26 protein-coding genes are annotated in these 22,450 nt (G+C 40.2%); 24 read left to right on the plus strand and 2 right to left on the minus strand.

From position 1 onward, the window contains the following. Positions 1–70: 70 nt before the first annotated feature. A complete protein-coding gene (locus tag HYG93_RS04795; RefSeq protein ID WP_106985818.1) occupies positions 71–1,390 on the minus strand; it encodes a peptidylprolyl isomerase in 1,320 nt (439 codons plus the stop codon). Continuing rightward, positions 1,390–3,873 (minus strand): LPS-assembly protein LptD, encoded by a 2,484-nt coding sequence (locus HYG93_RS04800; RefSeq protein WP_106985837.1) that lies wholly within the window; start codon positions 3,871–3,873, stop codon positions 1,390–1,392. The genes HYG93_RS04795 and HYG93_RS04800 overlap by 1 nt, the downstream gene beginning before the upstream one ends. A gap of 120 nt (positions 3,874–3,993) precedes the next feature. On the opposite strand from HYG93_RS04800, the gene HYG93_RS04805 reads away from it, so the two are divergent. From HYG93_RS04805 to cmk, 24 genes are all read left to right on the plus strand, one after another. After that, positions 3,994–5,007 (plus strand): aminoglycoside phosphotransferase family protein, encoded by a 1,014-nt coding sequence (locus HYG93_RS04805; RefSeq protein WP_106985817.1) that lies wholly within the window; start codon positions 3,994–3,996, stop codon positions 5,005–5,007. Next, entirely contained in the window at positions 5,007–5,696 is a 690-nt protein-coding gene (gene murU / locus HYG93_RS04810; RefSeq protein ID WP_106985816.1) for an N-acetylmuramate alpha-1-phosphate uridylyltransferase MurU, read from the plus strand. Before HYG93_RS04805 ends, murU begins: the two co-directional genes overlap by 1 nt. Before the next feature lie 85 nt (positions 5,697–5,781). Further along, positions 5,782–6,414 (plus strand): 16S rRNA (guanine(527)-N(7))-methyltransferase RsmG, encoded by a 633-nt coding sequence (gene rsmG, locus HYG93_RS04815; RefSeq protein ID WP_106985815.1) that lies wholly within the window; start codon positions 5,782–5,784, stop codon positions 6,412–6,414. 25 nt (positions 6,415–6,439) lie between these two features. Further along, positions 6,440–7,222, plus strand: coding sequence for a ParA family protein (locus HYG93_RS04820; RefSeq protein WP_106985814.1), 783 nt, complete (start codon positions 6,440–6,442; stop codon positions 7,220–7,222). Beyond that, a complete protein-coding gene (locus HYG93_RS04825; protein ID WP_106985813.1) occupies positions 7,219–8,106 on the plus strand; it encodes a ParB/RepB/Spo0J family partition protein in 888 nt (295 codons plus the stop codon). Before HYG93_RS04820 ends, HYG93_RS04825 begins: the two co-directional genes overlap by 4 nt. 31 nt (positions 8,107–8,137) lie before the next feature. Beyond that, on the plus strand, positions 8,138–8,785 hold the full coding sequence (locus HYG93_RS04830; RefSeq protein ID WP_106985812.1) for a MotA/TolQ/ExbB proton channel family protein: 648 nt from the start codon (positions 8,138–8,140) through the stop codon (positions 8,783–8,785). An 8-nt stretch (positions 8,786–8,793) separates the two neighbouring features. Further along, positions 8,794–9,216: a biopolymer transporter ExbD gene (locus tag HYG93_RS04835; RefSeq protein ID WP_178961924.1), complete on the plus strand. Its 423-nt coding sequence runs from the start codon at positions 8,794–8,796 to the stop codon at positions 9,214–9,216. Beyond that, positions 9,216–10,943 (plus strand): lipid A export permease/ATP-binding protein MsbA, encoded by a 1,728-nt coding sequence (msbA, locus tag HYG93_RS04840; protein WP_106985810.1) that lies wholly within the window; start codon positions 9,216–9,218, stop codon positions 10,941–10,943. Before HYG93_RS04835 ends, msbA begins: the two co-directional genes overlap by 1 nt. 2 nt (positions 10,944–10,945) lie before the next feature. Then, positions 10,946–11,965, plus strand: coding sequence for a tetraacyldisaccharide 4'-kinase (gene lpxK, locus HYG93_RS04845; protein ID WP_106985809.1), 1,020 nt, complete (start codon positions 10,946–10,948; stop codon positions 11,963–11,965). Then, positions 11,962–12,723, plus strand: a complete 762-nt coding sequence (gene kdsB / locus HYG93_RS04850) for a 3-deoxy-manno-octulosonate cytidylyltransferase (protein ID WP_106985808.1) — start codon at positions 11,962–11,964, stop codon at positions 12,721–12,723. The genes lpxK and kdsB overlap by 4 nt, the downstream gene beginning before the upstream one ends. 12 nt (positions 12,724–12,735) lie before the next feature. After that, the gene (locus HYG93_RS04855; RefSeq protein WP_106985807.1) at positions 12,736–13,716 is read left to right on the plus strand and encodes a DNA polymerase III subunit delta'; all 981 of its coding nucleotides are present in this window, start codon (positions 12,736–12,738) and stop codon (positions 13,714–13,716) included. Positions 13,717–13,729: 13 nt separating this feature from the next. Next, a complete protein-coding gene (locus HYG93_RS04860) occupies positions 13,730–14,071 on the plus strand; it encodes a PilZ domain-containing protein (protein ID WP_106985806.1) in 342 nt (113 codons plus the stop codon). Positions 14,072–14,100: 29 nt separating this feature from the next. Next, positions 14,101–14,874, plus strand: coding sequence for a TatD family hydrolase (locus HYG93_RS04865; RefSeq protein WP_106985805.1), 774 nt, complete (start codon positions 14,101–14,103; stop codon positions 14,872–14,874). Positions 14,875–14,917: 43 nt separating this feature from the next. Further along, positions 14,918–15,532, plus strand: coding sequence for a TetR/AcrR family transcriptional regulator (locus HYG93_RS04870; RefSeq protein ID WP_178961926.1), 615 nt, complete (start codon positions 14,918–14,920; stop codon positions 15,530–15,532). Positions 15,533–15,541: 9 nt separating this feature from the next. Continuing rightward, positions 15,542–16,096 carry a prepilin-type N-terminal cleavage/methylation domain-containing protein gene (locus HYG93_RS04875; RefSeq protein ID WP_106985803.1) on the plus strand — a complete coding sequence of 185 codons (555 nt, stop codon included), beginning with the start codon at positions 15,542–15,544 and terminating at the stop codon, positions 16,094–16,096. After that, positions 16,086–16,466, plus strand: a complete 381-nt coding sequence (gene gspI / locus HYG93_RS04880) for a type II secretion system minor pseudopilin GspI (RefSeq protein ID WP_178961927.1) — start codon at positions 16,086–16,088, stop codon at positions 16,464–16,466. Before HYG93_RS04875 ends, gspI begins: the two co-directional genes overlap by 11 nt. After that, complete coding sequence (locus HYG93_RS04885) at positions 16,463–17,128, plus strand: type II secretion system protein GspJ (RefSeq protein ID WP_106985801.1); 666 nt, start codon at positions 16,463–16,465, stop codon at positions 17,126–17,128. The genes gspI and HYG93_RS04885 overlap by 4 nt, the downstream gene beginning before the upstream one ends. Then, positions 17,128–18,087, plus strand: coding sequence for a type II secretion system minor pseudopilin GspK (gene gspK / locus HYG93_RS04890; protein WP_120366130.1), 960 nt, complete (start codon positions 17,128–17,130; stop codon positions 18,085–18,087). The genes HYG93_RS04885 and gspK overlap by 1 nt, the downstream gene beginning before the upstream one ends. 125 nt (positions 18,088–18,212) lie before the next feature. Further along, on the plus strand, positions 18,213–18,809 hold the full coding sequence (locus HYG93_RS04895; protein ID WP_106985799.1) for a 6-carboxytetrahydropterin synthase: 597 nt from the start codon (positions 18,213–18,215) through the stop codon (positions 18,807–18,809). A 45-nt stretch (positions 18,810–18,854) separates the two neighbouring features. Then, positions 18,855–19,568, plus strand: coding sequence for a uracil-DNA glycosylase (gene ung, locus HYG93_RS04900; protein ID WP_106985798.1), 714 nt, complete (start codon positions 18,855–18,857; stop codon positions 19,566–19,568). Beyond that, a complete protein-coding gene (locus HYG93_RS04905; RefSeq protein ID WP_106985797.1) occupies positions 19,565–20,686 on the plus strand; it encodes an enoyl-CoA hydratase/isomerase family protein in 1,122 nt (373 codons plus the stop codon). The genes ung and HYG93_RS04905 overlap by 4 nt, the downstream gene beginning before the upstream one ends. Positions 20,687–20,692: 6 nt before the next feature. Next, positions 20,693–21,211: a tRNA adenosine(34) deaminase TadA gene (gene tadA, locus HYG93_RS04910; RefSeq protein WP_106985796.1), complete on the plus strand. Its 519-nt coding sequence runs from the start codon at positions 20,693–20,695 to the stop codon at positions 21,209–21,211. A 60-nt stretch (positions 21,212–21,271) separates the two neighbouring features. Beyond that, a complete protein-coding gene (locus HYG93_RS04915) occupies positions 21,272–21,703 on the plus strand; it encodes an SRPBCC family protein (RefSeq protein WP_106985795.1) in 432 nt (143 codons plus the stop codon). Between the two features lie 18 nt (positions 21,704–21,721). Continuing rightward, positions 21,722–22,405 carry a (d)CMP kinase gene (cmk, locus tag HYG93_RS04920; protein WP_117007573.1) on the plus strand — a complete coding sequence of 228 codons (684 nt, stop codon included), beginning with the start codon at positions 21,722–21,724 and terminating at the stop codon, positions 22,403–22,405. The last annotated feature ends 45 nt before the right edge of the window (positions 22,406–22,450 follow it).

A 22,450-nucleotide genomic window follows, 5' to 3' on the forward strand; every position in this document is an offset into this window, starting at 1 on the left:
TTTTTTATGACTTAATTTTAAAAATTAAGAAAAAAACCAGCATCGAGTGCTGGTTTTTTTTGCTCTAATATTAAGAGCGATTATTTTTACGATCTAAAGAAGGATCTTTGATGTCTACAAAAGCATTGTTACGCGTTTCACGTAACCAGCTGTCTAATTCAGCATCAAATTGACGTTCTCCAAGAATCTGGCGGGCCATGCGTTCTTGGTATTCTTTCGTCATGTCTTGTTGGCGAGTGTCTGTCACTTGCAGAATATGCCAACCAAATTGAGTTTGGAAAGGTTCAGTAATTTGGCCTTTTGGCGTAGATTGCATTTTTGCATCAAATTCTGGAACCATCATACCAGGCGTTACCCAGCCCAAGCTACCGCCATCACGTGCAGAACCAGGGTCATTGGAGAAAGTTCCTGCCAAAACTGCAAAGTCTTCCCCATTTTTTAAACGTGTATAAATACTATCAATTTGCTGTTTAGCATCTTCAGGGCTAACCACTTCAGAAGGTTGGATCAGAATGTGGCGAGTTTGAAATTGTGAAACAATCGCTTTTTGGTCTGCGCCTTTGCGTTCAATAAGCTTTAAGACATGAGTACCATCACGTACAGGAATCAGTTCTGTGGTTTGGCCTTCTTGGAGTGTACTCACACGTGCAGCTAATTCAGCAGGGATGTCTGATAAGCTACGGAAACCCATATCTGCGCCTTCAACTTTAACACCATTGGTACTAAATTTTTGATTAATGGCTTTAACATCATTGGAGTTATTGAGTTCGGCTTTCACTAGATTTGCTGTTTTTTCTACAGCGGCTTGGTCTGTTCCAGAAATACGAACATGTAACACATGCGCTTGACTGCCAATGGCAGCTTGGCCTTGCGGTGAGTTTAAGAAGTTTTTTACGTCCGAATCAGAAATGTGAATACGTGAAGTCACAATTTGTTGGCGTAAGCGATTAATCGCTAAATCTTCTGCAATACGATTGCGTAGACCTGCATAAGTATTCGGTGATAGGGCATCTAATTTTTGTTGGAAAGCTTCAAGACTAGTAGAACCTGAATCTTTAGCAACCTTTAATACAGCTTCATTAAGGCTTTTTTCATCTGGTTTAATGTTATAGCGCTTTACCTGTTCTAATTGTGCTTGGCGCGCAATCAGCTGTTCAAGTGCTTGTTGTTGTAAATATTGTTCTGGTGGAACAGTTTTTTTCTGTGCCTGTAATTGGTGTGTGAGTTCTGAAATGCTTTGCTCTAAGTCACTGCGTAAAATCACACCATTATCGACAACAGCAACAACTTCATCTTTAGGTTGGCCAGCAGCAAAAACAGGTACTGCAGCACTCAAACAAAGTGCGAGCGTTGTTGCTTTAAAAATGCGTTTTAATTGTGTTGTCTTCATTAACGTTCAGTCCAATTTTGATTGATATTGTTAAAACCTAAAATACGGTTTTCAAGCAATGATGAAAGTTTGTTATTAAAGCCACCTAAGCCTTTTAAGGTGAACTCAGCCATAATGGCACGTTTTGGGTTAACACCGTCATCTTTCACGTTATCTAAGTCGTTGTAGTATGAACGACCATAGACAGAAACACCCCAACAGCATGATTCATAGTTCACGCCAAGCAGATATTCACGGGCAACACTGTTGTCTAAGTCATATTGTGCATGACCAATAATACGCCAGTTATTGTGTACAGGTTGAATAAATGACGCTACTACTTGATCGTAGTGATCTTGGCGGTTTGGAATAGCACGACGGTTAAAATAGCCTAGGTTGTATAGGCTACCCTTATCACTTGTGTAATAGGCTTGAATATCACGTTCGGCATTATCACCGTTTGCCATCCATGCACTATTGGCATTGATGGTAAAGCGCTCTGATAATTGGCTAGTTAAGCTAACAACAGGGCCAGTGTGTCGTTCACGATCAAAATCATCGCTGGTGTTGTTGAGTGTGACACGACGATCTTCAAAGTAGAAGCTTTGACCAACACTTGCTTTTAAGCGTTCTAAGCCAACATCATCAAACAAGCTATAACTTAAGCCTAATGATGTGAAGTTGTTGTCTTCTAAGCGGTCATGACCATAGAAGCGGTATGGGCTAAATAATTGGTCATAGCTTACAGAGGCTGTAGCAGAGTCAAAGTTTGGGTGTGAGTCCTGATTGCGATATGGTGAATATGCGTAGAACACACGCGGTGTCAAAGTCTGTAAGAACTTACCTTGCTTTTCAAAGATTAAGCCAGCATCTAAAGTAAATTGTGGTACGGTAATAGATTTGGTTTCATTTGAAGAGTTGGTTTGTACAGCGTTGTTACCATTGCTTTGTAAGTAGTCAATCGTGTTCTTATCAAAGAAGGTGTTGACGTTACGTACAGTTGCTTCAGGAATCACAAATGCAAAAGGGGTGCGATAGTTGTAACGAACAGAGAAGTCGTTATAAATACGCGTACCGCTTGGCTCAAACGAATTTAAATTATTGTTATAAATGCTGTAGTCATTAATGTCTTTTTTGAAGTAAGCCGTGTCGTGGTTAAACTCATATTGTAAACCGAGTGGATTACCCGTTTTATAGTTAACCAAGAATTGCGGTAAACGCGCGTAAGGGCGATCTTCGTCTTTTACGGTTTTATCTAATGTTTGGAAGTCTTCGACTTTAAGCTGAGCCTTTAAACCAGGAATACCGTGTTTGTAGTTCAGTTCCCAAGCACGACGTAAGTTTAGGTCGGTTCTAGAGTTTGGGTTGTTATTTAAATCTGCAAAATAGTCTTTATCAGAGGCGTAGTTATAATCGAGGTTCGTACTAAATTGGTCGTTAATTTGCCAATTGTGTTCAGCGTGTAAGAATTTTCGATCTTTATCGTTGTAGCCACTATCTGATGGTAATGCACCCCCAGAAATTAAGCCTTGTCCAAAGTTTTGGGTAAGGTAACGGAATTCAGCTTCAAGCATTGCACCGCGGTCTGCCAAGAAACGAGGTGTAATAGTGGCATCGTAATTGGGTGCTAAATTTAAATAAACAGGTACACCAAGCTCTAAACCACCATCATTGGTAAAACCAAAGCTTGGAGTCAAAATACCCGTGGTACGACGCTCATCAATTGGGAAGTTGAAATATGGAACGGCCATCACTGGCACGTCTTTTACATAAAGTTTAGTGCCTTTGGTTTCACCACGACCCGTTTCTTGATTCAGCTTAATATGGTCTGCTTGAATTTTCCAAGTGGGCTTTTCATCTGGTGGACATGTGGTGTAGGTTGCGTTATCCAATTCCAGTGTAGATGTTGATGTACGTGAAATTTTATCTGCACGACCGTGAGCATGTTGCTGCTCAGCAATATAAAGGCTGTTATTTAAATCGCCTTGTTGGGTTTTGAGGTTGTAATCGACATTGTCACTTTGTGACAGTAGCCCAGATTGGGCCATTTGCACATTGCCTGAAGCATTTGCATAGGTTTTAGTTTTATCAATTTTGATTTGATCAGCACGAATTTGACGGCCTTCTTGATCAATAACGACATTGCCTTCAAGAGTTGAGTCGCCGTTTGGATCAAAATGACCATAATCTGCAGTAATTGTAGACGTTGCAGTTTCAGGAGAAGCTGCTTTTGTGTCTGAAGCAATTGGAGTTACCCAAGCACCTTGGCAATAAGCTGAACTCAGTTGATGGCCTTGGCGTTGCTGCGCTTCAGGCGCAGATTTATCTATATAGTATTGTTCAAAAAACTTTTGGCCAGGGTAGGTTTCAGTAATGCTTTTTTTAAGCTCTGCATTAGTGACAGTCGAAGCAGTCTGGTCAGCGGCATAGCCCGTGATGGAACTACCGCAAAGTAGAGTTAAGATCGCAGTCGCTAAAGGATTAAATTTAAACTGATGCTTCATTTGTCTCATTAACCAAGTATGCTTAATTGCAATTAATTATTGTCGCATCATAGAGAAAAAGTTGATAAGTGGCTACACTTAGCACTTTAAAAACTCAGCCTGTTTTAGAAATAATCGCAAATGAATACACAACGTGAACAATTGATACAATCATGGATGACATCTGTACTCGGTTCAGATCAATTTGAAACTCATTTTTTAGCAGGCGATGCTAGCTTTCGTCGTTATGCACGAATCAAATTGAATAATAAAACATTTATGCTCATGGATGCACCTCCAGAAAAAGAAGATTGTGTGCCTTTTGTGACGATTGATGAATTTTTCGATGCACATGGTGTACGTGTACCACATATTGTGGCGAAAGACTTTGATTTAGGTCTTTTATTGTTGGAAGATTTTGGTGATGTATTGCTGTCTACAAAATTAAATGATGAAACAGTAGATGCGCATTATGCACAAAGTTTCAAACAGTTAATTCAATTACAATCGATTGCGGGTCAAGGTCATTTCCCTGAGTATGCTTACGAAAAACTCATTTCAGAAATGGAATTACTTACAGATTGGCTACTTCCTTCACTTAAGATCCAACCAACTGAAGCTGAAAGTGCTTTAATTAAGCGAACTTTTGCTATTTTAGCCAATGCTGCTTTAGCACAGCCTCAAGTTATTGTGCATCGTGATTTTCATAGTCGTAATCTGATGTTATTGGAAGGTGAGTCAGAGCAAGGTGTCATTGATTTTCAAGATGCCGTAATTGGTGCAGATACTTACGATCTGATTTCGATTACACGAGATGCTTATGTGCAATGGAATCCTGAGCGTGTCTATACGTGGTTTAAAGTATTTTATGATCTACTTCCTGTGTCTGCAAAAGAAGGTCGTGACTTTGAGCAATTTAAAAAAGACGCAGATTTAATGGCAATTCAGCGCCATATTAAAATTTTGGGTATTTTTGTTCGCTTGTTTGAGCGTGATGGTAAGTCTGGTTATTTAAAAGATTTACCGCGTGTGATGTGGTATTTGCTCGAAGAAAGTAAGCCGTATGCAGAATTACAACCATTTATGCAGTTTATTCAGGCTAAAGTGTTGCCAAAATTTGAAGAGAAATATGGCAAATACGAGGTTGAAGCATAATGAAAGCCATGATTTTAGCTGCTGGGTTGGGCAACCGCATGCGACCTTTAACGCTATATAAACCGAAACCATTGTTGGAAGTGGGGGGTAAGCCTTTAATTGTTTGGCATATCGAGAAACTTAAATCTATTGGTGTGACTGAAATTGTAATTAACTCGGCATGGTTGGCGGATGTATTGATAGGCGCTCTCGGCGATGGTTCACAATTTGGTGTCGATATACGTTGGACACGTGAATTGGAAGGTTTAGAAACAGCGGGCGGTATTATTAATGCCTTAGCACTTCTAGGGACAGAGCCATTTATTTTGGTCAATGGCGATGTGTGGACGACATTTGATTTTGCATCACTCTTAGATGTGCAACTAAATGATGATTTAGCACATTTAGTGTTTGTAGAAAATCCTGAGCAACATCCAAAGGGTGATTTTACATTGGATGCTGGCCGTGCTTACACCTTTGAGCAGGCACATGCGGGAGAGGCACTCACTTATAGTGGAGTTGCTGTGATTGATCCTAAGATGTTCGATGGCCTAGAGGCGGGTAAACGTCCATTGGCGCCACTCTTAAAACAGGCCATGCACGACGGAAAAATTGCTGCAGAAAAAATGCAGGCGGTTTGGGTAGATGTAGGCACTCCTGAGCGTTTAAGTGCACTAAATCTCCAGATTCGTGAAGGGATGTACGTTTAAGTGCATATTCGCTAGACACATCCTGCTGTGACAGGCAGGATAAATCGTTATACTTCCATCTAAATTTTCGAGACGTAAATTGGTTATGCATACTTTTTTTCAAGAACTCAAGCAAGGTAGTCAGGCTTTAGGTTTAAGCTTAAGCGATGAAGCTTTAAATTTATTACTCAAATACCAAGATGCTTTGGTGTTATGGAATAAAGCATATAACTTGACTGCGATTCGTGATCCAAAAGAAATGTTGGTTAAGCATTTACTAGATAGCCTTAGTATTTTAAAAGATTTACCTGCAGGTCGTCTTTTAGATATTGGTACAGGTGGGGGTATGCCGGGTATGATTATTGCCTTGTGTCAGCCTGAACGCCAATGTGTATTACTTGACTCAAATGGCAAGAAAATTCGCTTCTTAAAGCAATTTATTGCAGATTTAAAATTGAGTAATGTAGTCGCAGTACAAACACGTGTCGAAAATGAAGACAGCATTCAAGAGCTTGGTAAATTTGATGTCATTACCAGCCGTGCTTTTGCCTCATTAACAGATTTTATTCATGCGTCACTTCCATTTATGCATGACAACAGCATTATTGCTTCTATGAAAGGGCTGATTCCAAGCGAAGAAGTCGAAGCTTTTAAAGATCAATTTAGCTGTAAAATTATTGAGTTAAAAGTTCCACGTTTGGATGAACAGCGTCACTTGTTGCTGTTAAAACGTATTTAATTTTTTCAAAGGATTTGGGGTTACCATGGCACAGATTATTGCGATTGCGAACCAGAAAGGTGGTGTCGGTAAAACTACAACCGCAGTAAATTTGGCTGCATCATTGGCCGTACTTAAAAAACGCGTATTACTTGTGGATATGGATTCACAAGGCAATGCGACGATGGGTTCTGGCATTCAAAAAAATGATCTGCTGTATTCGGTAACTGATGTATTGCTGGGCGAAATGCCGATTGAAACAGCAATTAGTAAAGCTGAAGTTGGTTATAAGGTATTGGGTGCAAACCGTGATTTAGCAGGTGTTGAGCTTGCAATTGCGGAGCAGCCTGGCCGTGAATTTATCTTACGTGAAGCCTTAAAAGAGGTTGAAGATAAATTTGATTATATTATTGTCGATTGCGCGCCAAGTTTAAGCTTGATTACGGTGAATGCTTTGGCTGCAGTGGATGGCGTGATTATTCCAATGCAATGTGAATACTACGCTTTGGAAGGTTTGGCTGATTTAACGCAAACGATTGATCGTATTCAGCAAGCATTAAACCCAGACTTACAAATTGTAGGTGTTTTACGCACCATGTATGATGCGCGAAATGCTTTGACACGTGATGTTTCAGCAGAACTAGAACAATATTTTGGCAAGAAGCTATATGAGACGGTTATTCCACGTAATATTCGTTTAGCAGAAGCACCTGCGCATGGTTTGCCAGTCATTTATTTTGAGAAAAGCTCGAAGGGTGCAGTGGCATATTTAAACCTTGCTGCTGAAATGTTAAAGAAAAGCAAAGTAAAAAAAGGAATTAAAGCATGACAGTAAAAAAACGCGGATTAGCGAAAGGTCGTGGTCTAGACGCGTTGCTTGGTTCCATTCAAAAAGAAAAGTTGCAACTCGAAGCACAATCTTTGGACCATGGTCAGCTCAAACAAATTGATGTTCATTTACTCAAACGTGGCGAATATCAGCCACGTCGTTATATTAATGAGCAAGACTTACAAGAATTAGCGGCATCAATCGAAAAACACGGTGTGATGCAGCCAATTGTGATTCGTCCAATTGAAGATGAAAAGTACCTGTATGAAATTATTGCAGGTGAGCGTCGTTGGCGTGCCGCACAGTTGGCCGGTTTAACGGAAGTGCCTGCAATTGTTCGCGATTTAACGGACCAAGTTGCAATTGCTTTGGCTTTAATTGAAAACATTCAACGTCAAGACTTAAATCCAATTGATCAGGCGATGGCATTACAACGATTCCATGATGAGTTTGGTTTAAGCCATCAAGAAATTGCCGATACAGTGGGTAAAGCACGTACGACAGTAAGTAATTTACTACGCTTATTAACTTTAGCTGAGCCTGTAAAAGACTTTATGCAACAAAGCCTTTTAGACATGGGTCATGCACGTGCAATTTTGACGCTAAAAGCCAAAGATCAGCTTAAAGTGGCTGAACATGTGATTGAAAAGAGCTTGTCTGTGCGTCAAACCGAACAATTGGTGCGAGACATGAATGCGCCAAAACAAGTCAAAGAAAAACAAGCAGCATCTTCAGATATTCAGCAATTAACACAACGTTTATCTGATCGTTTTGGTGCCGATGTTAAAATCGACCATAACAAACAAGGCAAAGGCAAGTTGGTGATTAATTATCATTCACTCGAAGAGTTGGATGGTATTTTAAATATTTGCTTCGCAGATTAATTTTGTATTTCGATTTATTGGGGAAAATCAAATGTGGGAATTAGTCAAAGCAGGTGGGTGGCTGATGCTACCCTTGGTACTTTGTTCGATTTTTACCGTAGCTATTACGATTGAGCGATTTATTCGCTTGAAAAAATCGACAGTATTACCCACTGCATTGTTAATGAAAAAAAATCAAAGTGCAGATCAAGTTGTAAAGGTTATGCGCCAAAGCCAAGCGCTACAAGACAGTACGCTTGGCCGTATTTTTTTAGCTGGCTATGAAAGCAAAGACCAAGCACAGCAATATGCCAGTGCTCAAATGGAAGCTGTGGCTTCTCAAGAAATTGGTTTTTTAGAAAAAAATGTAAATTTCTTGGGTACACTAAGTGCAGTAGCGCCATTACTAGGTTTGTTGGGTACAGTGCTGGGTATTATTGAATCATTTTTAATGATTGATGTAGGTACGAATAGTGATCCAGTACTGATGATGCCGGGTATTTCAAAGGCTTTGATTACGACAGCGGCGGGTATGCTAATTGCAATTCCAGCATTATTCGCACATCGTTATTTTCAGCGTTTGGTGCAAGAATTTACAGCCGAACTTGAACAACAATCGACCTTATTTCATGCTGCATTATTTTATAAAGCAACACCTGTAGCTGAACGACAAGATCAAGACATGCCAAAAGCAAGCTGAGGTCTAAAATGAAGTTCAGACGCCGTCAAGTTGAAGATATTCATATCAACCTAACACCAATGATTGACTGTTTATTGTTTATCTTGGTGTTTTTGCTGTTGTCGACGTCATTTAACCAAATGAGTCGAATGAATTTAACCCTGCCAGATGCGCAGGGTGTGCCACCTAAGCACTATGATCAAAAAATTGAAGTGACGGTAGACGCTACTGGACACTATGCTGTGAATGGGCAGTCCTTAGAGGGGAAGGATACTGTAGATTTAAATACGGCAATTAAACAGATTTCTCATGATCGCCGTGATTTAATGTTTATTATTGCTGCGGATGCCAAAGCTGTACACCAAGATGTCATTCGTGTCATGGATGTCGCTGGTCAGTTAGGTTTCGTGAACGTTAATATTAGTACCAAAGTACCAACTCGAGGTTATTAGTGAAGCAAGATGTTAAGGTCTATCTGCGCCTGTTAAGCTATTTAAAGCAATTTTGGGGCGTAGCATTATTGGTTGTACTTGGTTTTGCGATCAATGCTGCAACAGAAGTTTCTGTGGCAAAATTGCTAGAGAAAATCATTAATGCGATTCAGAATAAAGACCAAAGCTTTACAACACTGTTTCCACTGCTAGTTGTGGTGCTGATGTTCTTCCGCGGTTTGGGTTTATTTATGGGTGGGTATTTCACGGCAGTGATTTCCCGTAATTTAATCTTTAATATCCGCCAAGAAGTATTTGCTAAGCTTATGCGATTGCCATCGCAGTATTATTTAGATAATTCGAGTGGCCATATTACTGCCAAAATTATGTATAACGTCGAGCAATTAACCGCTGCATCGACCGAATCATTAAAAACGTTATTACAACAAGGTTTAATTACACTGGCCTTAATGGGCTATTTAATTTATACCAATTGGCGTTTGACCTTAATTATTTTGGTATTTGGCCCTTTGATTGGCTTGTTGATTCGTAAGGCATCGAAACGGATGCGTAAACTATCGAATCAAGTACAAGATACGATGGGTGATGTAAACCATGTGGTGCAAGAAACTGTAAACGGCAATATGGTGGTCAAAGGTTTTGCTGGGCAAAGTTATGAACAACAACGTTTTCATGAAAGCTCAATGGAAAACTTACGCCGTGGCTTGAAAATGGTAGTGGTACAACAGCTGAATAGTCCAGTCGTACAGTTGATCATGTCTATTTCTTTGGCCATTATTATGTTTATTGCCCTAAGACCTGAGATTTTGCGTGAAACGTCTGCGGGTGAGTTTGTTGCCTACATTACTGCAGCGGGCATGTTGGCGAAGCCAATTCGTTCTTTAACGGATATTAACGAAAAAATTCAACGTGGTATGGCTGCTGCATATTCAGTATTTGAATTATTGGATCTACCAGAAGAAGAAAATAAAGGTACATTAACACCAGCCTTAACAGGTGAAATTGAATTTAATAATGTGAACTTGACCTACTCAGATGGTTATCATGCAATTCATGACTTTAACTTAAAAGTGAATGCGGGTGAAACGGTCGCTTTAGTTGGGCGGTCTGGTGCAGGTAAGACCTCATTGGTTAACTTACTTCTGCGATATCAAGAGATTAGTTCGGGTCAGTTAAAGCTCGATCAAATGGATATTCATGATATTGAGCTGAATGCATTGCGGTCACAAATTTCAATGGTGAATCAGCAAGTGGTGCTTTTCAATCGTACGGTACGTGAAAATATTGCTTATGGTCAGTTGGGATTTGCTAGTGATGAGGAAGTGATTGCAGCTGCTAAAGCGGCGTATGCACACGACTTTATCATGAACTTACCACAAGGTTATGATACGCCATTAGGCGCGCAAGGCTTAAACTTGTCTGGTGGTCAGCGTCAACGTATTGCTATTGCTCGTGCAATATTAAAAAATGCGCCAATATTGATTTTGGATGAAGCAACCAGTGCTTTAGATAATGAATCGGAGTACTTTATTCAGCAAGCCTTTGATACTGCAATGAAAGATCGTACTACAATTGTGATTGCTCACCGATTGTCGACGATTGAAAATGCGGATCGTATTGTGGTGATGGATAAAGGCCTGATTGTAGAGCAAGGCACGCATGCAGAGTTGCTTGCAAAACAAGGTGCATATTTCCAATTACATCAGCGTAATTTTGAGGAGCACTAAGCATGTCGGTCGCACAGTTAATACAAGATGCTTGGCATAAACAAGCAAAGTGGCTAATTGTGTTCCGACCGTTGTCGTGGCTTTATCGTGGCGGATTTTTACTGAATAAGAAAATGTATGCCACGGGTCTTAAAAAAAGTTATACCGCGCCAGTGCCTGTTATGGTGATTGGTAATATTACCGTGGGTGGAAGCGGTAAGACGCCATTGCTAATTCACTTGGTTAATTACTTACAAAGCTTAGGCCTAAGTGTAGGTGTCATTAGTCGTGGTTATGGCGGTAAAGGCCCATTTCCAGCCTATGTCGATCTGAATGCAGAAGCCGAGCAAGTGGGTGATGAACCTGCTTTGATTGTTCAGTCTACGGGTGTGCCGATGGCCGTGGGTGCCAATCGTCAAAAAAGCATTGAGCTATTGCTGAGCAAGCATCCTCTAGATTTAATTATTTGCGATGATGGTTTGCAACATTTGGCACTCAATCGACAGTTAGAATGGATTGTGCTGGATAATAACCGTGGTTTGGGAAATGAAAAAATTTTACCTGAAGGCTATTTGCGCGAACCTAAAAGTCGCTTAAATACGGGTACGGTGATTGAGCATGCATCTCATGCCATTAGTCCACTCAATATGCACTTAGAGGCGTCAGAGCCTTATCTGCTTAATAGCACGACTGAGCAAGTGTTTAATCCACATCAAGCATTTTATGCTGTGGTTGGCATTGGTTTTCCACAACGTTTTTATACAACTTTGGAAAATATGGGCATTCACCAGTTCCAATGCCATGAATTTCCAGATCATTATGAATACGAACTTGCAGATTTACAGTTTGAAGATAATTATCCAATTATCACCACTGAAAAAGATGCAGTTAAAATTTTACCCTTACTCAAACAACACCCAAATATACAACGTGAGATTTGGGTTGTTCCTGTAGATGCTGTACTTTCAGCAGATTGCTATCGCACCTTGCATCAGCAATTGAGTCAATTGGGCATTACTCTTCCTGAAGGCAGTATTTTATGAAACATATCGTCATCCCAGCGCGTTTTTCGAGTTCTCGTTTACCAGGTAAGCCGTTGTTGGAAATTCATGGTCGTCCTATGATTTTACGCGTTGTAGATCAGGCTAAAAAAGTAGAAGGCTTTGATGACTTATGTGTAGCAACAGATGATGAGCGTATTGCAGCAGTATGTCGTGCAGAAGGTATTGATGTTGTGTTGACCTCGGCAGATCATCCTTCAGGTACAGATCGTTTGAGCGAAGTTGCGCGTTTAAAAGGTTGGGATGAAAACGATATTATTGTCAATGTGCAAGGCGATGAACCATTGCTTCCAGCGCTATTGGTTAAACAAGTCGCTCAATTATTAGAGCAACAGCCTGCCTGCTCAATGTCTACACTGTGTGAGCCTATTCATCATTTAGATGAATTTAAGCGTGATAGTATTGTGAAGGTGGTTATGTCAAAACATCACCAAGCATTATATTTTAGCCGTGCAACCATTCCTTATGATCGAGATGGTGCGAAGCTTGCAGAGCAAAAATTACATGATCAAGCTTATCGTCATCTAGGACTATATGCATATCGCGTTAAACTTTTACAAGAGTACGTGAGCTGGGATATGGGCGTGTTAGAAAAGCTGGAAAGCTTAGAACAATTACGTGTTCTTGAAAATGGACATCGTATTGCGATAGCTGTAGCAGAAGCGAATTTGCCACCGGGTGTCGATACTCAAGAAGATTTGGATCGCTTAAACCAAATGGATGTAGCACATTTTGAATAAGGATAATTATCCATGCAAAATGATGTAAAAGCACCTGTATACCCTTGGCAGGAAAATGTCTGGCACACCTTAACCAGTCGTTTTCCACAAATTGGGCACGGTTTACTGTTTTATGGCAAAAATGGCTGTGGAAAAGAAACATTTGCACAGTCATTTGTTGCTTGGGTGCTTTGTCAAAATCGTGATAGCCATCGCTATGCATGTGGTGAGTGTGGTAGTTGTCAGTGGCTAAAGTCTGATACACATCCAAATTATGTGCACATTAGTACAGATGAAGACAATAAAAAGCAAAACGCCAAGATTAAAATTGAAAAAATTCGAGATCTTTTACCTTTTGTGCAACAAACGGTGGACGGTTGGCGTGTCATTGTTATTGAACCAGCAGAAGCATTAAATACTGCTTCTTCTAATGCTTTACTCAAGACCTTAGAAGAGCCTGGTGAGCGTATTGTTATTATTCTGTTGGCAGATCATTACTTAAAATTGCCAGCAACGATTCGTAGTCGTTTACAGCACTTTGCGCTTGATCGAATAAGCCCATCGCAGTCGGAGCAGTTTTTACAAGAAAAGATTGCTACGGATAGATTTAGTCATGAATTATTGATGAATTTGTCTGATCAAATGCCATTGCGCGCTGTGAATTTGGCTGAGGCAGAATGGCTAACATTAAGACAAGACTTCGTTGATGATTGGCAAAAACTGATCAAACAGAAAAATATGCCGATGGCAATTGCGACCAAATGGAACAAAGCACTAAGTTTTAGTGATTTTAGTCAAATGTTTGAATACTTGTTGTCCGATATAATTTGTGTCAAGCTAAATCAATCAATTAAAAATATTGATTTGAATTATAGTGATTTACCAGCGCAGTATTCTTTAGAAGCGTTGTTTGGTATTTATGCTGATTTTCAGCAATCTAAGCGGTTTATTGAGCAAAATGTACAAACCAATCTTGTGCTCGATCAGCTGTGCATCAAATTAATGAATATATAAAAAGGGGAAAAGGATGCAGCCACGTATGGGCGGAATTATTCAGGCGAATATCCCAGATGTAGATACACTTTTTGCATGTTATATGCCTTATGTTTCTGGTGGTGGTTTATTTGTGCCGTCAAATCAGCCAGTTAAAATGGGTGAGGAAGTTTTTATTTTGGCGACATTGCCTGAGCAAACACAAAAAGTACCCTTAACAGGTAAGGTGATCTGGATTTCCCATAAACAAAATGGGGTGAAACCTCAAGGTTTTGGGATTCAATTGAGCGGTGAAAAAGGCGTTTACTTCCGTTCTGAAACAGAACGATTACTTACAGGGCTTAAAACTGAAGGGCGTAGAAGTTACACTATGTAGAATTTGAATTTTAGCGAATAGGTTTCATTGTGTTTGTAGATACTCATTGCCATTTGATTATGTTGGATTTAAGCCCTTATGGTGGGGATTTGGATTTGGCATTGGCGCAAGCCCGCGAAGCGGGTGTTTCAAAATTTATGAGTATATCAGTTGATTTGGACGATCACATTGAGCTGGCTAAAATTGCAGCCCGACATGCAGATGTGGGTTATACCGTAGGTGTGCATCCATGCGAAGATGCTCAAACCATGGCGCGTGCGACGACAGAGTATTTAATTGAACTTGCACAACCCGAAAAAGTTTGGGCTTTGGGTGAAACTGGTCTTGACTATTATCACAGTACGGACTTCGTTACAGAGCAAAAAGAATGTTTTGCTCGCCATATTCATGCTTCGCAAGCAGTGAACAAGCCTGTGGTTGTGCATACTCGTGCAGCTAAACACGATACTGTGGATATCATTCGTGCTGAAAAATCGACACATGGTATTTTGCATTGCTTCACAGAAGACTGGGAAACTGCAAAAGCAGTATTGGATTGCGGTTATTATGTATCGTTTTCAGGCATCGTTTCATTTAAAAATGCGCAAGATCTGCGTGATGTCGCTAAGCAAGTTCCACTCAATCGCGTGTTGATTGAAACAGACAGTCCTTATTTGGCGCCTATGCCCTATAGAGGAAAGTCTAATGAACCAAAGTATGTGCCTTATGTAGCCAAAGCATTAAGTGAAGTATATGATAAACCCGTTGAAGAGATTGCGCGTATAACGATGCAAAATTTTGAGAATCTCCTCAAGCAAAAGTAAAAAATTGAATGATATAGCGTATAAGAGAGTTAATAGGGTGAAGATGGATCGTCAAGCTCAATTCAGAGCAAGAGAAGCGTTAATTTTTCAAGTTGCAGAGCAATTGCTGCTTGAAAATGGTGAAGCAGGGATGACGCTAGATGCATTGGCGGCAGAGCTGGATTTAGCAAAAGGCACTCTATATAAACACTTTCAAAGTAAAGATGAATTATATATGTTGCTCATTATTCGTAATGAGCGCATGTTGCTTGAAATGATCAAGGATGCAGATAAACAATTCCCTGAGCATTTAGCTTTCTTTATGCTACATCATTTACATCATCCTGAAAGAACTGTGCTGTTTCATCAAATTGAAGAGCGTTTATCTACAACTGGTGTGGGTATCCAGCATTTGTTTAATGAGCTTTATCAAGTTCGTAAGCAACGTCTACGCTTAATTATTCGAATGACAGAAAGCTATTTAGCATTAATTGAAAGTAAAATGGTTGTACGTGATTATTTGGCTTCAATTTGGTCGCTTACGCATGGTGCTGCTGCAATTTTGAACTCAAGTTTCTATCAGCGTTATCTAGGTTCAAGAGATACGTTAAGGGTTGCTTACATTGATCAAGCTTTAGCACTGCCTAAGCTGACGCATGCTGTTCCACAATTTGCGTAAAGGCATGCTATGAACTCACCAAGACGATCATCCATCAAGGGTTTTACTTTAGTTGAGGTGATGGTCGTCATTGTGGTGATGGGTATCTTAGCCTCCATTATTTTAATGAATATTGGTGGTACAGATCAGCGTAAAGCCATGCAAGCTAGAGAAGTCTTTCTCATGGATATGCAGAAGATGTTAAGAGTTGCCAATGATCAATCGCGGATATTGGCTTTAAACCCGCAATCTGCAACAGATGTGGCTAATTTTCAGTATAATGTTGTCGAATATTTACCTACTCAGCAAACGAGTGGGTCTTACAATCAAAATAATCAATGGAAAACCTATTCGGAGTTTGAGCCGCGCATTTTGCCGGATCATGTGTCATTAAGTATTCAAGCTTTAGATCATGCCTATCGTAATGCAAATAATTCTGAATTATTAAAGCATAGCGCACCTAAGTTAATTTGGTTGGGTAATGGCGAGGCTAAACCAGTAAGAGTGCAATTTTATTTAAATGACCAACCGATTGGTTCAGAAATAGAAATAGACCATTTAGGTAAAATAGTTGATGAAAGCTAAAGGGTTTACTTTGTTGGAAGTAATGGTGGCGCTGGCAATATTTTCAGTCGCTGCGATTGCTTTGACTAATGTTGCACGACAATACACGCAAGCCACATCAAATGCTGTTTTAAGAACCAAAGCACAATTCACTGCGCTGAATGAAATTGCCATGATGGAAATCAATCAAGAGTGGATGAGTGGTACATCGTCTAAACAAGTGACGCAGCAGGGTGAAACGTGGCAAATTGATAAAAGCGCTCAATCCACCATTAGCCCAAATGTACAACGTGTTGATGTGCATGTGAGCTTAGTAAATGCAGAAACTGAGCAAGTAGAATCAGGTGTGACCAACTTACTTTTCTTTAATCATCGGATTAAAAGCTCATGAAACTAAAAAAAGCATGGGGTTTTACCTTGGTGGAGTTGTTGGTTGCAATCGCAATTTTTGCGGTATTGTCTGCGCTGGGTTGGAAAGTGTTTGATTATATTGCAAAAGTCAAAACTCAAAATGCAATGCATGAAAGCAAATTGGGACAATTACAAGAAAGTTACAAACAAATATTAAGAGATACAATGCAAGCTGTGCCATTGACTGCAAATATTGCTGGACAGGTGCAGGCAGCGTTAACTTTGCAAAATAACAAATTGGCGTTTAGTAAAACAGGGGTAACCGACCCACTTAATCAAGGTGTGGCTGCGGATGAGCGGGTAGAATATGTTTATCGTCAAGATGAGCAGAAATTATACCGTTTAAAATATCCAAATATTAATCAATCTGGGCGTGATCAGCCAGACAGTAGTGTTTTGCTCAATGGCGTAGAGCAATATCAAATTACAGTATTAAACCCCAATGAGCTCACCACTTGGCCAGATTCAGTGGGCAACTTAAGTAGTGATGCGGAAAAGCAACGCTTACCGCGCGGGCTTAAGTTGAACTTAACAGTAAATGGTGTAAGTTATGAGTGGATTTTTAGTTTACTCAATACGGACTTTTTAGAAGAGAAAAAAACTGTTAGCACGCCAGATGGTAACCAAGGAGTGTCATCTTAATGCACATTAAGGTTGGAACTCAAAAAGGTGTTGCCTTGTTGACCATTTTGGTGATGGTGGCCTTGGCGACAATTTTAGCAGCAGGAATTGCCAAGCAACAGGCCAATACAGCAGAAAGCACGTCTTATTTGATGCGTCAAAATCAGTCTTTATTGTATGCAAAAAGTGCAGAAGCATTTTTTGCCGAACTTTTAAAAGACGATGCTGAAAATGCAGGACAAGTCGATCACTTACAAGAAAACTGGGCTAAACCTATGCCTGCTTTTCCAGTTGAAGATGGTTCAGTGGCTGGTGTTTTAGAAGATGAATCAGGTAAGTTTAATCTCAATAGCTTGGTGAATAACGAAGGTCAGGTCAATGAAAATGCCAAAGCTTGGTTTGAACGGATTTTGGTGCAAGTGGGTCTCCCTGCTCAATTGAGTGAAGCGGTTATTGACTGGCAAGATTCGGATGATCAACCTCTAGGTTCAATGGGTGCAGAAGCGAGTTATTATCAAGGCATGGCAAATGCGTCATTGCCACCCAATGCTAAATTTCATGACGTGGCAGAATTAAAACAAATTCGGGGTTTTGAGGCAGGCAAAGATCAATTAATTGCACCTTATGTAACAGCCATTCCAAGTCACGATAGTAAAGTGAATATAAATACTGCGTCGGCATTTTTATTGGCAAGTTTGGATGAAAAGCTTGATGTGAATGCGGTAAAGCAGGCTGTCGAGCAACAGCAAGCCAATTTAAAACATTTTGAAAGTGTTTCGGATTTATGGGCTTTAGCACCATTTTCAGAGGTATCAGAAGAAAAACAATCTGCAGTGAATACCTTGCTTGGTGTTCAGTCTGAATGTTTTAAAGCCAAAATTCAGGTTGAACTAGGTGGGAGAAAACGCCAGTTTAGCTCGCAAATGATCAGAAAAGATAAAGATGTCTATGTGGCTTATCGGAGCATGGCGCCATTTTAGTCAAAAAATCTTTGTGTGGCTGATGCATTTTGTCAATCATAGTGAACAGTAAAATTAATGCTCAAACATTTACTTTTGCTTTATAATTATAGGTCATCTAGAGATTTTTAATTGCATTACGGCACATGATAATTCGTAAGTTATTTAAGTTTGAAAATGCGCATATTGTGCGTAATTGCACATCAGATCGTTGTAAACGTTCCATTCATGGGCATAGTTATAAAGTAGAGTTGCTTTTGAAAGCATCGAAACTTGATCATGGGCAAATGGTCTACGATTTTGGTTTGCTCAAAGGTGTGATCAAAGACTTGTATGATAGTTTTGATCATGCGATTTGCTATTGGAATCAAGACAGTCAAGAATATATTCAAGCATGTGAAACATTTAGTGCGCGTTGGGTATCATTACCAGTATCACCGTCAGCTGAACAGTTTTCGCGTATTTTCTTTTATTTGGCACAACAAGTTTTAGCATCGACAGAAACACAAAATGGTGAAGGTGATGTTGAAGTTTACTCTGTCATTGTGCATGAAACAGATACTGGCTATGCACAAAGCTTTTTAGAAGATATTCAAAATGAACAAATGGGTGTTTTGGATTTAGAGCAAATTGTATTTTCTGAGCAAATTCAAGCAGAATGGTCAAATCCACAGATGTTCGAACAACTGAAAAAAGGTCTGAAATTTCAAAACCCTCAGGTAGAGTTACAAGTTAAACTCTAATGCAGCACAGTAATGATATAAAGTAAAAAGGATTGGGTAGCAAGTATGTCTTTTACAGAAGAGCAACAAGCGAAACTAAACAAAGTTCAGCTTGATGCGGGCTGGAAATATGGACTGAGTGAGTTTTTGCTTAGCCCAAAAATGGATGAGCTAAAAGACTTTCTTGTGCAAGAAATTAAAGCAGATAAAGTGGTTTATCCGCCAAATGCATTGATCTTTAATGCGCTAAATACGACACCTTTGGCAAATGTCAAAGTGGTTATTTTAGGGCAAGATCCATATCACGGTCCAAATCAAGCACATGGTTTAAGTTTTTCTGTGCAAAAAGGCGTACCTTTACCGCCGTCTTTGCGCAATATTTACCATGAGTTGCAAAGTGACTTAGGAATTACAGTACCTAAGCACGGGGACCTGACACGTTGGGCAGAACAAGGTGTGTTATTGCTGAATAGTGTGTTAACTGTAGAAGCTGGTCAACCAACATCACATCAAAAACGTGGCTGGGAGGATTTCACAGATCATGTAATTGATGTATTGAATGAACAGCGTGAACATGTTGTCTTTATTCTTTGGGGAGCGTATGCACAACGAAAAGGACAACGTATCGATCAAAATAAACATTTGGTGTTAAAAGCCGCGCATCCATCACCATTGGCTGCAAACCGCGGTGGTTTTTTTGGTTGTAAAGTGTTCTCAAAATCTAATAATTATCTTAAACAACATGGCATTGAGCCTATTGATTGGCAGCTGGACGCATGACATATTCTCCCGTTTCAAAAAACTACCATCCGGATTTAATTGTAGAAGAAGCGAAAAACGGTTGGCGCATTGTTCGCCTGAACCGTCCGAAATCTTTACATGCATTAGATGAATCCATTGTGACTGCTTTGCTTGAAGTTTTTGAAGACTTCCATGGTGATAGTAGTGTGAAAGCGATTTGGTTTGATTCAACCACACCAAAAGCGTTTTGTGCAGGTGGCGATGTACGCAAACTACGTCAATTGGTCATTAATGATGAAGTAGCAACTGCGAATAAGTTTTTTGAACAAGAATATGCTTTAGATTTGTTATTGCATAACTATGCTAAACCCGTTTTGGTATGGGGTGAAGGTTATGTCATGGGTGGGGGCTTGGGCTTGTTCATGGCGGCACCTTTCCGCTTGGTGACACCATATTCTCGTTTGGCGATGCCTGAAATCAATATCGGTTTATATCCAGATGTGGGGGCAACTCGCTTCTTAGCAGACCGTGGTGCTATAGGCCTATTTACAGGTTTAACTGGTTCAATTATGACTGCTGCAGGTGCGTATGGTATTGGTTGGGCAACACATATCTGTGATGCACAACGTGATAATGTACTTGATAAAGTCATTAATATTGATTGGGGCCATTATCCAGCTGGCGATTTCCGTGCAATTGATGACACTTTGAATAGCATGCACCGTCCAGTCGGCCCAGGTCCACTTCAAAACTCGCTTGATGTGATTCAGAGTGTATGTCGTGGTGTGAATTTTGAGCATGACTATGAAGCTATTGTTGGTTTGAGTGATGCGCGAAGTGACTGGTTGCGTCAAGCCAGCGAAAACTTGCAAAAAGGTTCACCAACAACAGCAGCATTGAGCTGGTTGCTATGGCAATGGGGTAAGCAAATTCATTCGTGGAATGAAGTGTTTGAACTTGAAACTGAAATTTCAAACTGGAAGATTAATCACCCAGACTTTGTTGAGGGTGTGCGTGCACGCTTGGTAGATAAAGACCTTTCTCCTGAGTGGAAGCAAGGTGCAGATATGTCATTAAAGGGGATTTTGGCAGATCAACCTCCAGTGACATCAAATGAAAGCTGGAATGCTTTATTAAAACACTATGGTGTTATTTAATTTCGCATGACTGAGTTTGAACTTTATAGTGATGAATATTGGATGCAGTTGGCGATTGATCAGGCTGCATCTGCTGCAAAACAAGGTGAGATTCCAGTCGGTGCGATTATTGTGAGCCAAAACCAAGTGATTGGTTTTGGCTTTAATGCACCTATTGGTTTAAACGATCCGACAGCACATGCTGAAATACAAGCAATTCGCCAAGCGTGTGAACAGATTAAAAATTACCGTTTACCAGATGACGCGACGCTATACGTCACACTTGAGCCTTGTACGATGTGTGTGGGTGCTTTAGTTCATGCCCGTGTGCAACGTGTGGTGTATGGTGCGACAGAGCCGAAAGCAGGTTCATTGGTTAGTGCGCGTAAACTCTTTGAAACGGGTTACTACAATCATGTCTTTGCATTTGAGCAGAGTGTTTTGCATAGCGAATGTTCAGAGCAACTCAGCCTGTTTTTTAAAATGCGTCGTGAGCAGAAAAGACAGCAAAAATTACAAGAAAAGGCCTTAAATGATCAAGGCTAAAGCGTATGATATTTGCTATTTCTATTTCATAAAACAGCACAATAACTTTTAGGATCTACTATGAACTCTATTACCATACAAAAAGAATTTAATGCGCCAGTAGAACAGGTATTTGAACTATTGTCTAAACATGCAACTTATAACGTGGCTTTTGCGCCAGTGCAGGTTGTGCGTGTGAAAGATTCAGCAGATCCTGAGCGTCCGGATGGAGTTGGGTCTGTGCGTCGTATGGGGTTTGGCCCAGTTAAGCCACTCCAAGAGCAAATTACACTGCTTGAGCCGAATTCACGTATTGAATATAAAATTATTAAAAACCCATTGGTGAAGCATCATTTGGGCGTGATTCAATTTCAGCGCGTTGATGGTGAGAAAACTTTAGTGACTTATACGATTGAATTACAAGCACGTGCACCTTTTGTCAGTAAATTAATCCTTGCACAGCTTAAATCAGCGATTAAACTTGGTTTTTCTAAACTCGCAAAAACTGTATAGGGAATGGCGGAAAAGGCAATGACAGTAAATATTATTACGATTGATGGGCCAAGTGGTTCGGGTAAAGGCACATTAGCGGCAAAACTGGCGTCGCATTACCAATATCATTTATTGGATTCAGGTGCGCTGTATCGATTGCTGGGGCTGTCATTGTTTAATAAAGGCTTGCTTGAAAAGTTAGATACAGAACTTGAAGCCTGTACCCAAATTGCAACAAATTTAGACATACAGTTTGTTACAACTCAAACTGGCATGACGGTATTACTAGAATCAGTTGATGTAACACAACAGATTCGTACTGAACGCGTGGGAGAGTATGCTTCAAAAGTTGCAGCAATTCCTGCACTTAGAGCTGCTTTATTGGCACGTCAACATGCATTTGCTCAAGCGCCTGGTTTGGTTGCTGATGGTCGTGATATGGCCACTTCAATTTTTCCAGAGGCGCAAGCCAAGATATATTTGACGGCATCGGCTGAATCTCGTGCACAGCGTCGTGTAAAGCAGTTGCAGGGGATGGGGCTGGATGCTAAAATAAACGACATTTTAGTTAATATCGAAGCTCGCGATAAACGAGATATGGAGCGCACAGTCGCGCCACTCAAGCCTGCTTCGGATGCGTATATTATCGATAGCTCTAATTTAAGCATTGATGATGTATTCAAGTTGATGACAAATTATGTCGATCAACAATTAACAAATTAAAGAATTTTTCAGCAGAAGCATAGCTTGATCAGTTCAATATGGACT

It is taken from the genome of Acinetobacter sp. SwsAc6 (assembly GCF_013391565.1).
Classification (GTDB): Bacteria; Pseudomonadota; Gammaproteobacteria; order Pseudomonadales; family Moraxellaceae; genus Acinetobacter; species Acinetobacter cumulans.

Coding starts and splice junctions, on each gene's coding strand:
- HYG93_RS04795 (WP_106985818.1), bottom strand. CDS start 1,390: ATGAAGACAACACAATTAAAACGCATTTTTAAAGCAACAACGCTCGCA.
- HYG93_RS04800 (WP_106985837.1), bottom strand. CDS start 3,873: ATGAAGCATCAGTTTAAATTTAATCCTTTAGCGACTGCGATCTTAACT.
- HYG93_RS04805 (WP_106985817.1), top strand. CDS start 3,994: ATGAATACACAACGTGAACAATTGATACAATCATGGATGACATCTGTA.
- murU (WP_106985816.1), top strand. CDS start 5,007: ATGAAAGCCATGATTTTAGCTGCTGGGTTGGGCAACCGCATGCGACCT.
- rsmG (WP_106985815.1), top strand. CDS start 5,782: ATGCATACTTTTTTTCAAGAACTCAAGCAAGGTAGTCAGGCTTTAGGT.
- HYG93_RS04820 (WP_106985814.1), top strand. CDS start 6,440: ATGGCACAGATTATTGCGATTGCGAACCAGAAAGGTGGTGTCGGTAAA.
- HYG93_RS04825 (WP_106985813.1), top strand. CDS start 7,219: ATGACAGTAAAAAAACGCGGATTAGCGAAAGGTCGTGGTCTAGACGCG.
- HYG93_RS04830 (WP_106985812.1), top strand. CDS start 8,138: ATGTGGGAATTAGTCAAAGCAGGTGGGTGGCTGATGCTACCCTTGGTA.
- HYG93_RS04835 (WP_178961924.1), top strand. CDS start 8,794: ATGAAGTTCAGACGCCGTCAAGTTGAAGATATTCATATCAACCTAACA.
- lpxK (WP_106985809.1), top strand. CDS start 10,946: ATGTCGGTCGCACAGTTAATACAAGATGCTTGGCATAAACAAGCAAAG.
- kdsB (WP_106985808.1), top strand. CDS start 11,962: ATGAAACATATCGTCATCCCAGCGCGTTTTTCGAGTTCTCGTTTACCA.
- HYG93_RS04855 (WP_106985807.1), top strand. CDS start 12,736: ATGCAAAATGATGTAAAAGCACCTGTATACCCTTGGCAGGAAAATGTC.
- HYG93_RS04860 (WP_106985806.1), top strand. CDS start 13,730: ATGCAGCCACGTATGGGCGGAATTATTCAGGCGAATATCCCAGATGTA.
- HYG93_RS04870 (WP_178961926.1), top strand. CDS start 14,918: ATGGATCGTCAAGCTCAATTCAGAGCAAGAGAAGCGTTAATTTTTCAA.
- HYG93_RS04875 (WP_106985803.1), top strand. CDS start 15,542: ATGAACTCACCAAGACGATCATCCATCAAGGGTTTTACTTTAGTTGAG.
- gspI (WP_178961927.1), top strand. CDS start 16,086: ATGAAAGCTAAAGGGTTTACTTTGTTGGAAGTAATGGTGGCGCTGGCA.
- HYG93_RS04885 (WP_106985801.1), top strand. CDS start 16,463: ATGAAACTAAAAAAAGCATGGGGTTTTACCTTGGTGGAGTTGTTGGTT.
- gspK (WP_120366130.1), top strand. CDS start 17,128: ATGCACATTAAGGTTGGAACTCAAAAAGGTGTTGCCTTGTTGACCATT.
- HYG93_RS04895 (WP_106985799.1), top strand. CDS start 18,213: ATGATAATTCGTAAGTTATTTAAGTTTGAAAATGCGCATATTGTGCGT.
- ung (WP_106985798.1), top strand. CDS start 18,855: ATGTCTTTTACAGAAGAGCAACAAGCGAAACTAAACAAAGTTCAGCTT.
- HYG93_RS04905 (WP_106985797.1), top strand. CDS start 19,565: ATGACATATTCTCCCGTTTCAAAAAACTACCATCCGGATTTAATTGTA.
- tadA (WP_106985796.1), top strand. CDS start 20,693: ATGACTGAGTTTGAACTTTATAGTGATGAATATTGGATGCAGTTGGCG.
- HYG93_RS04915 (WP_106985795.1), top strand. CDS start 21,272: ATGAACTCTATTACCATACAAAAAGAATTTAATGCGCCAGTAGAACAG.
- cmk (WP_117007573.1), top strand. CDS start 21,722: ATGACAGTAAATATTATTACGATTGATGGGCCAAGTGGTTCGGGTAAA.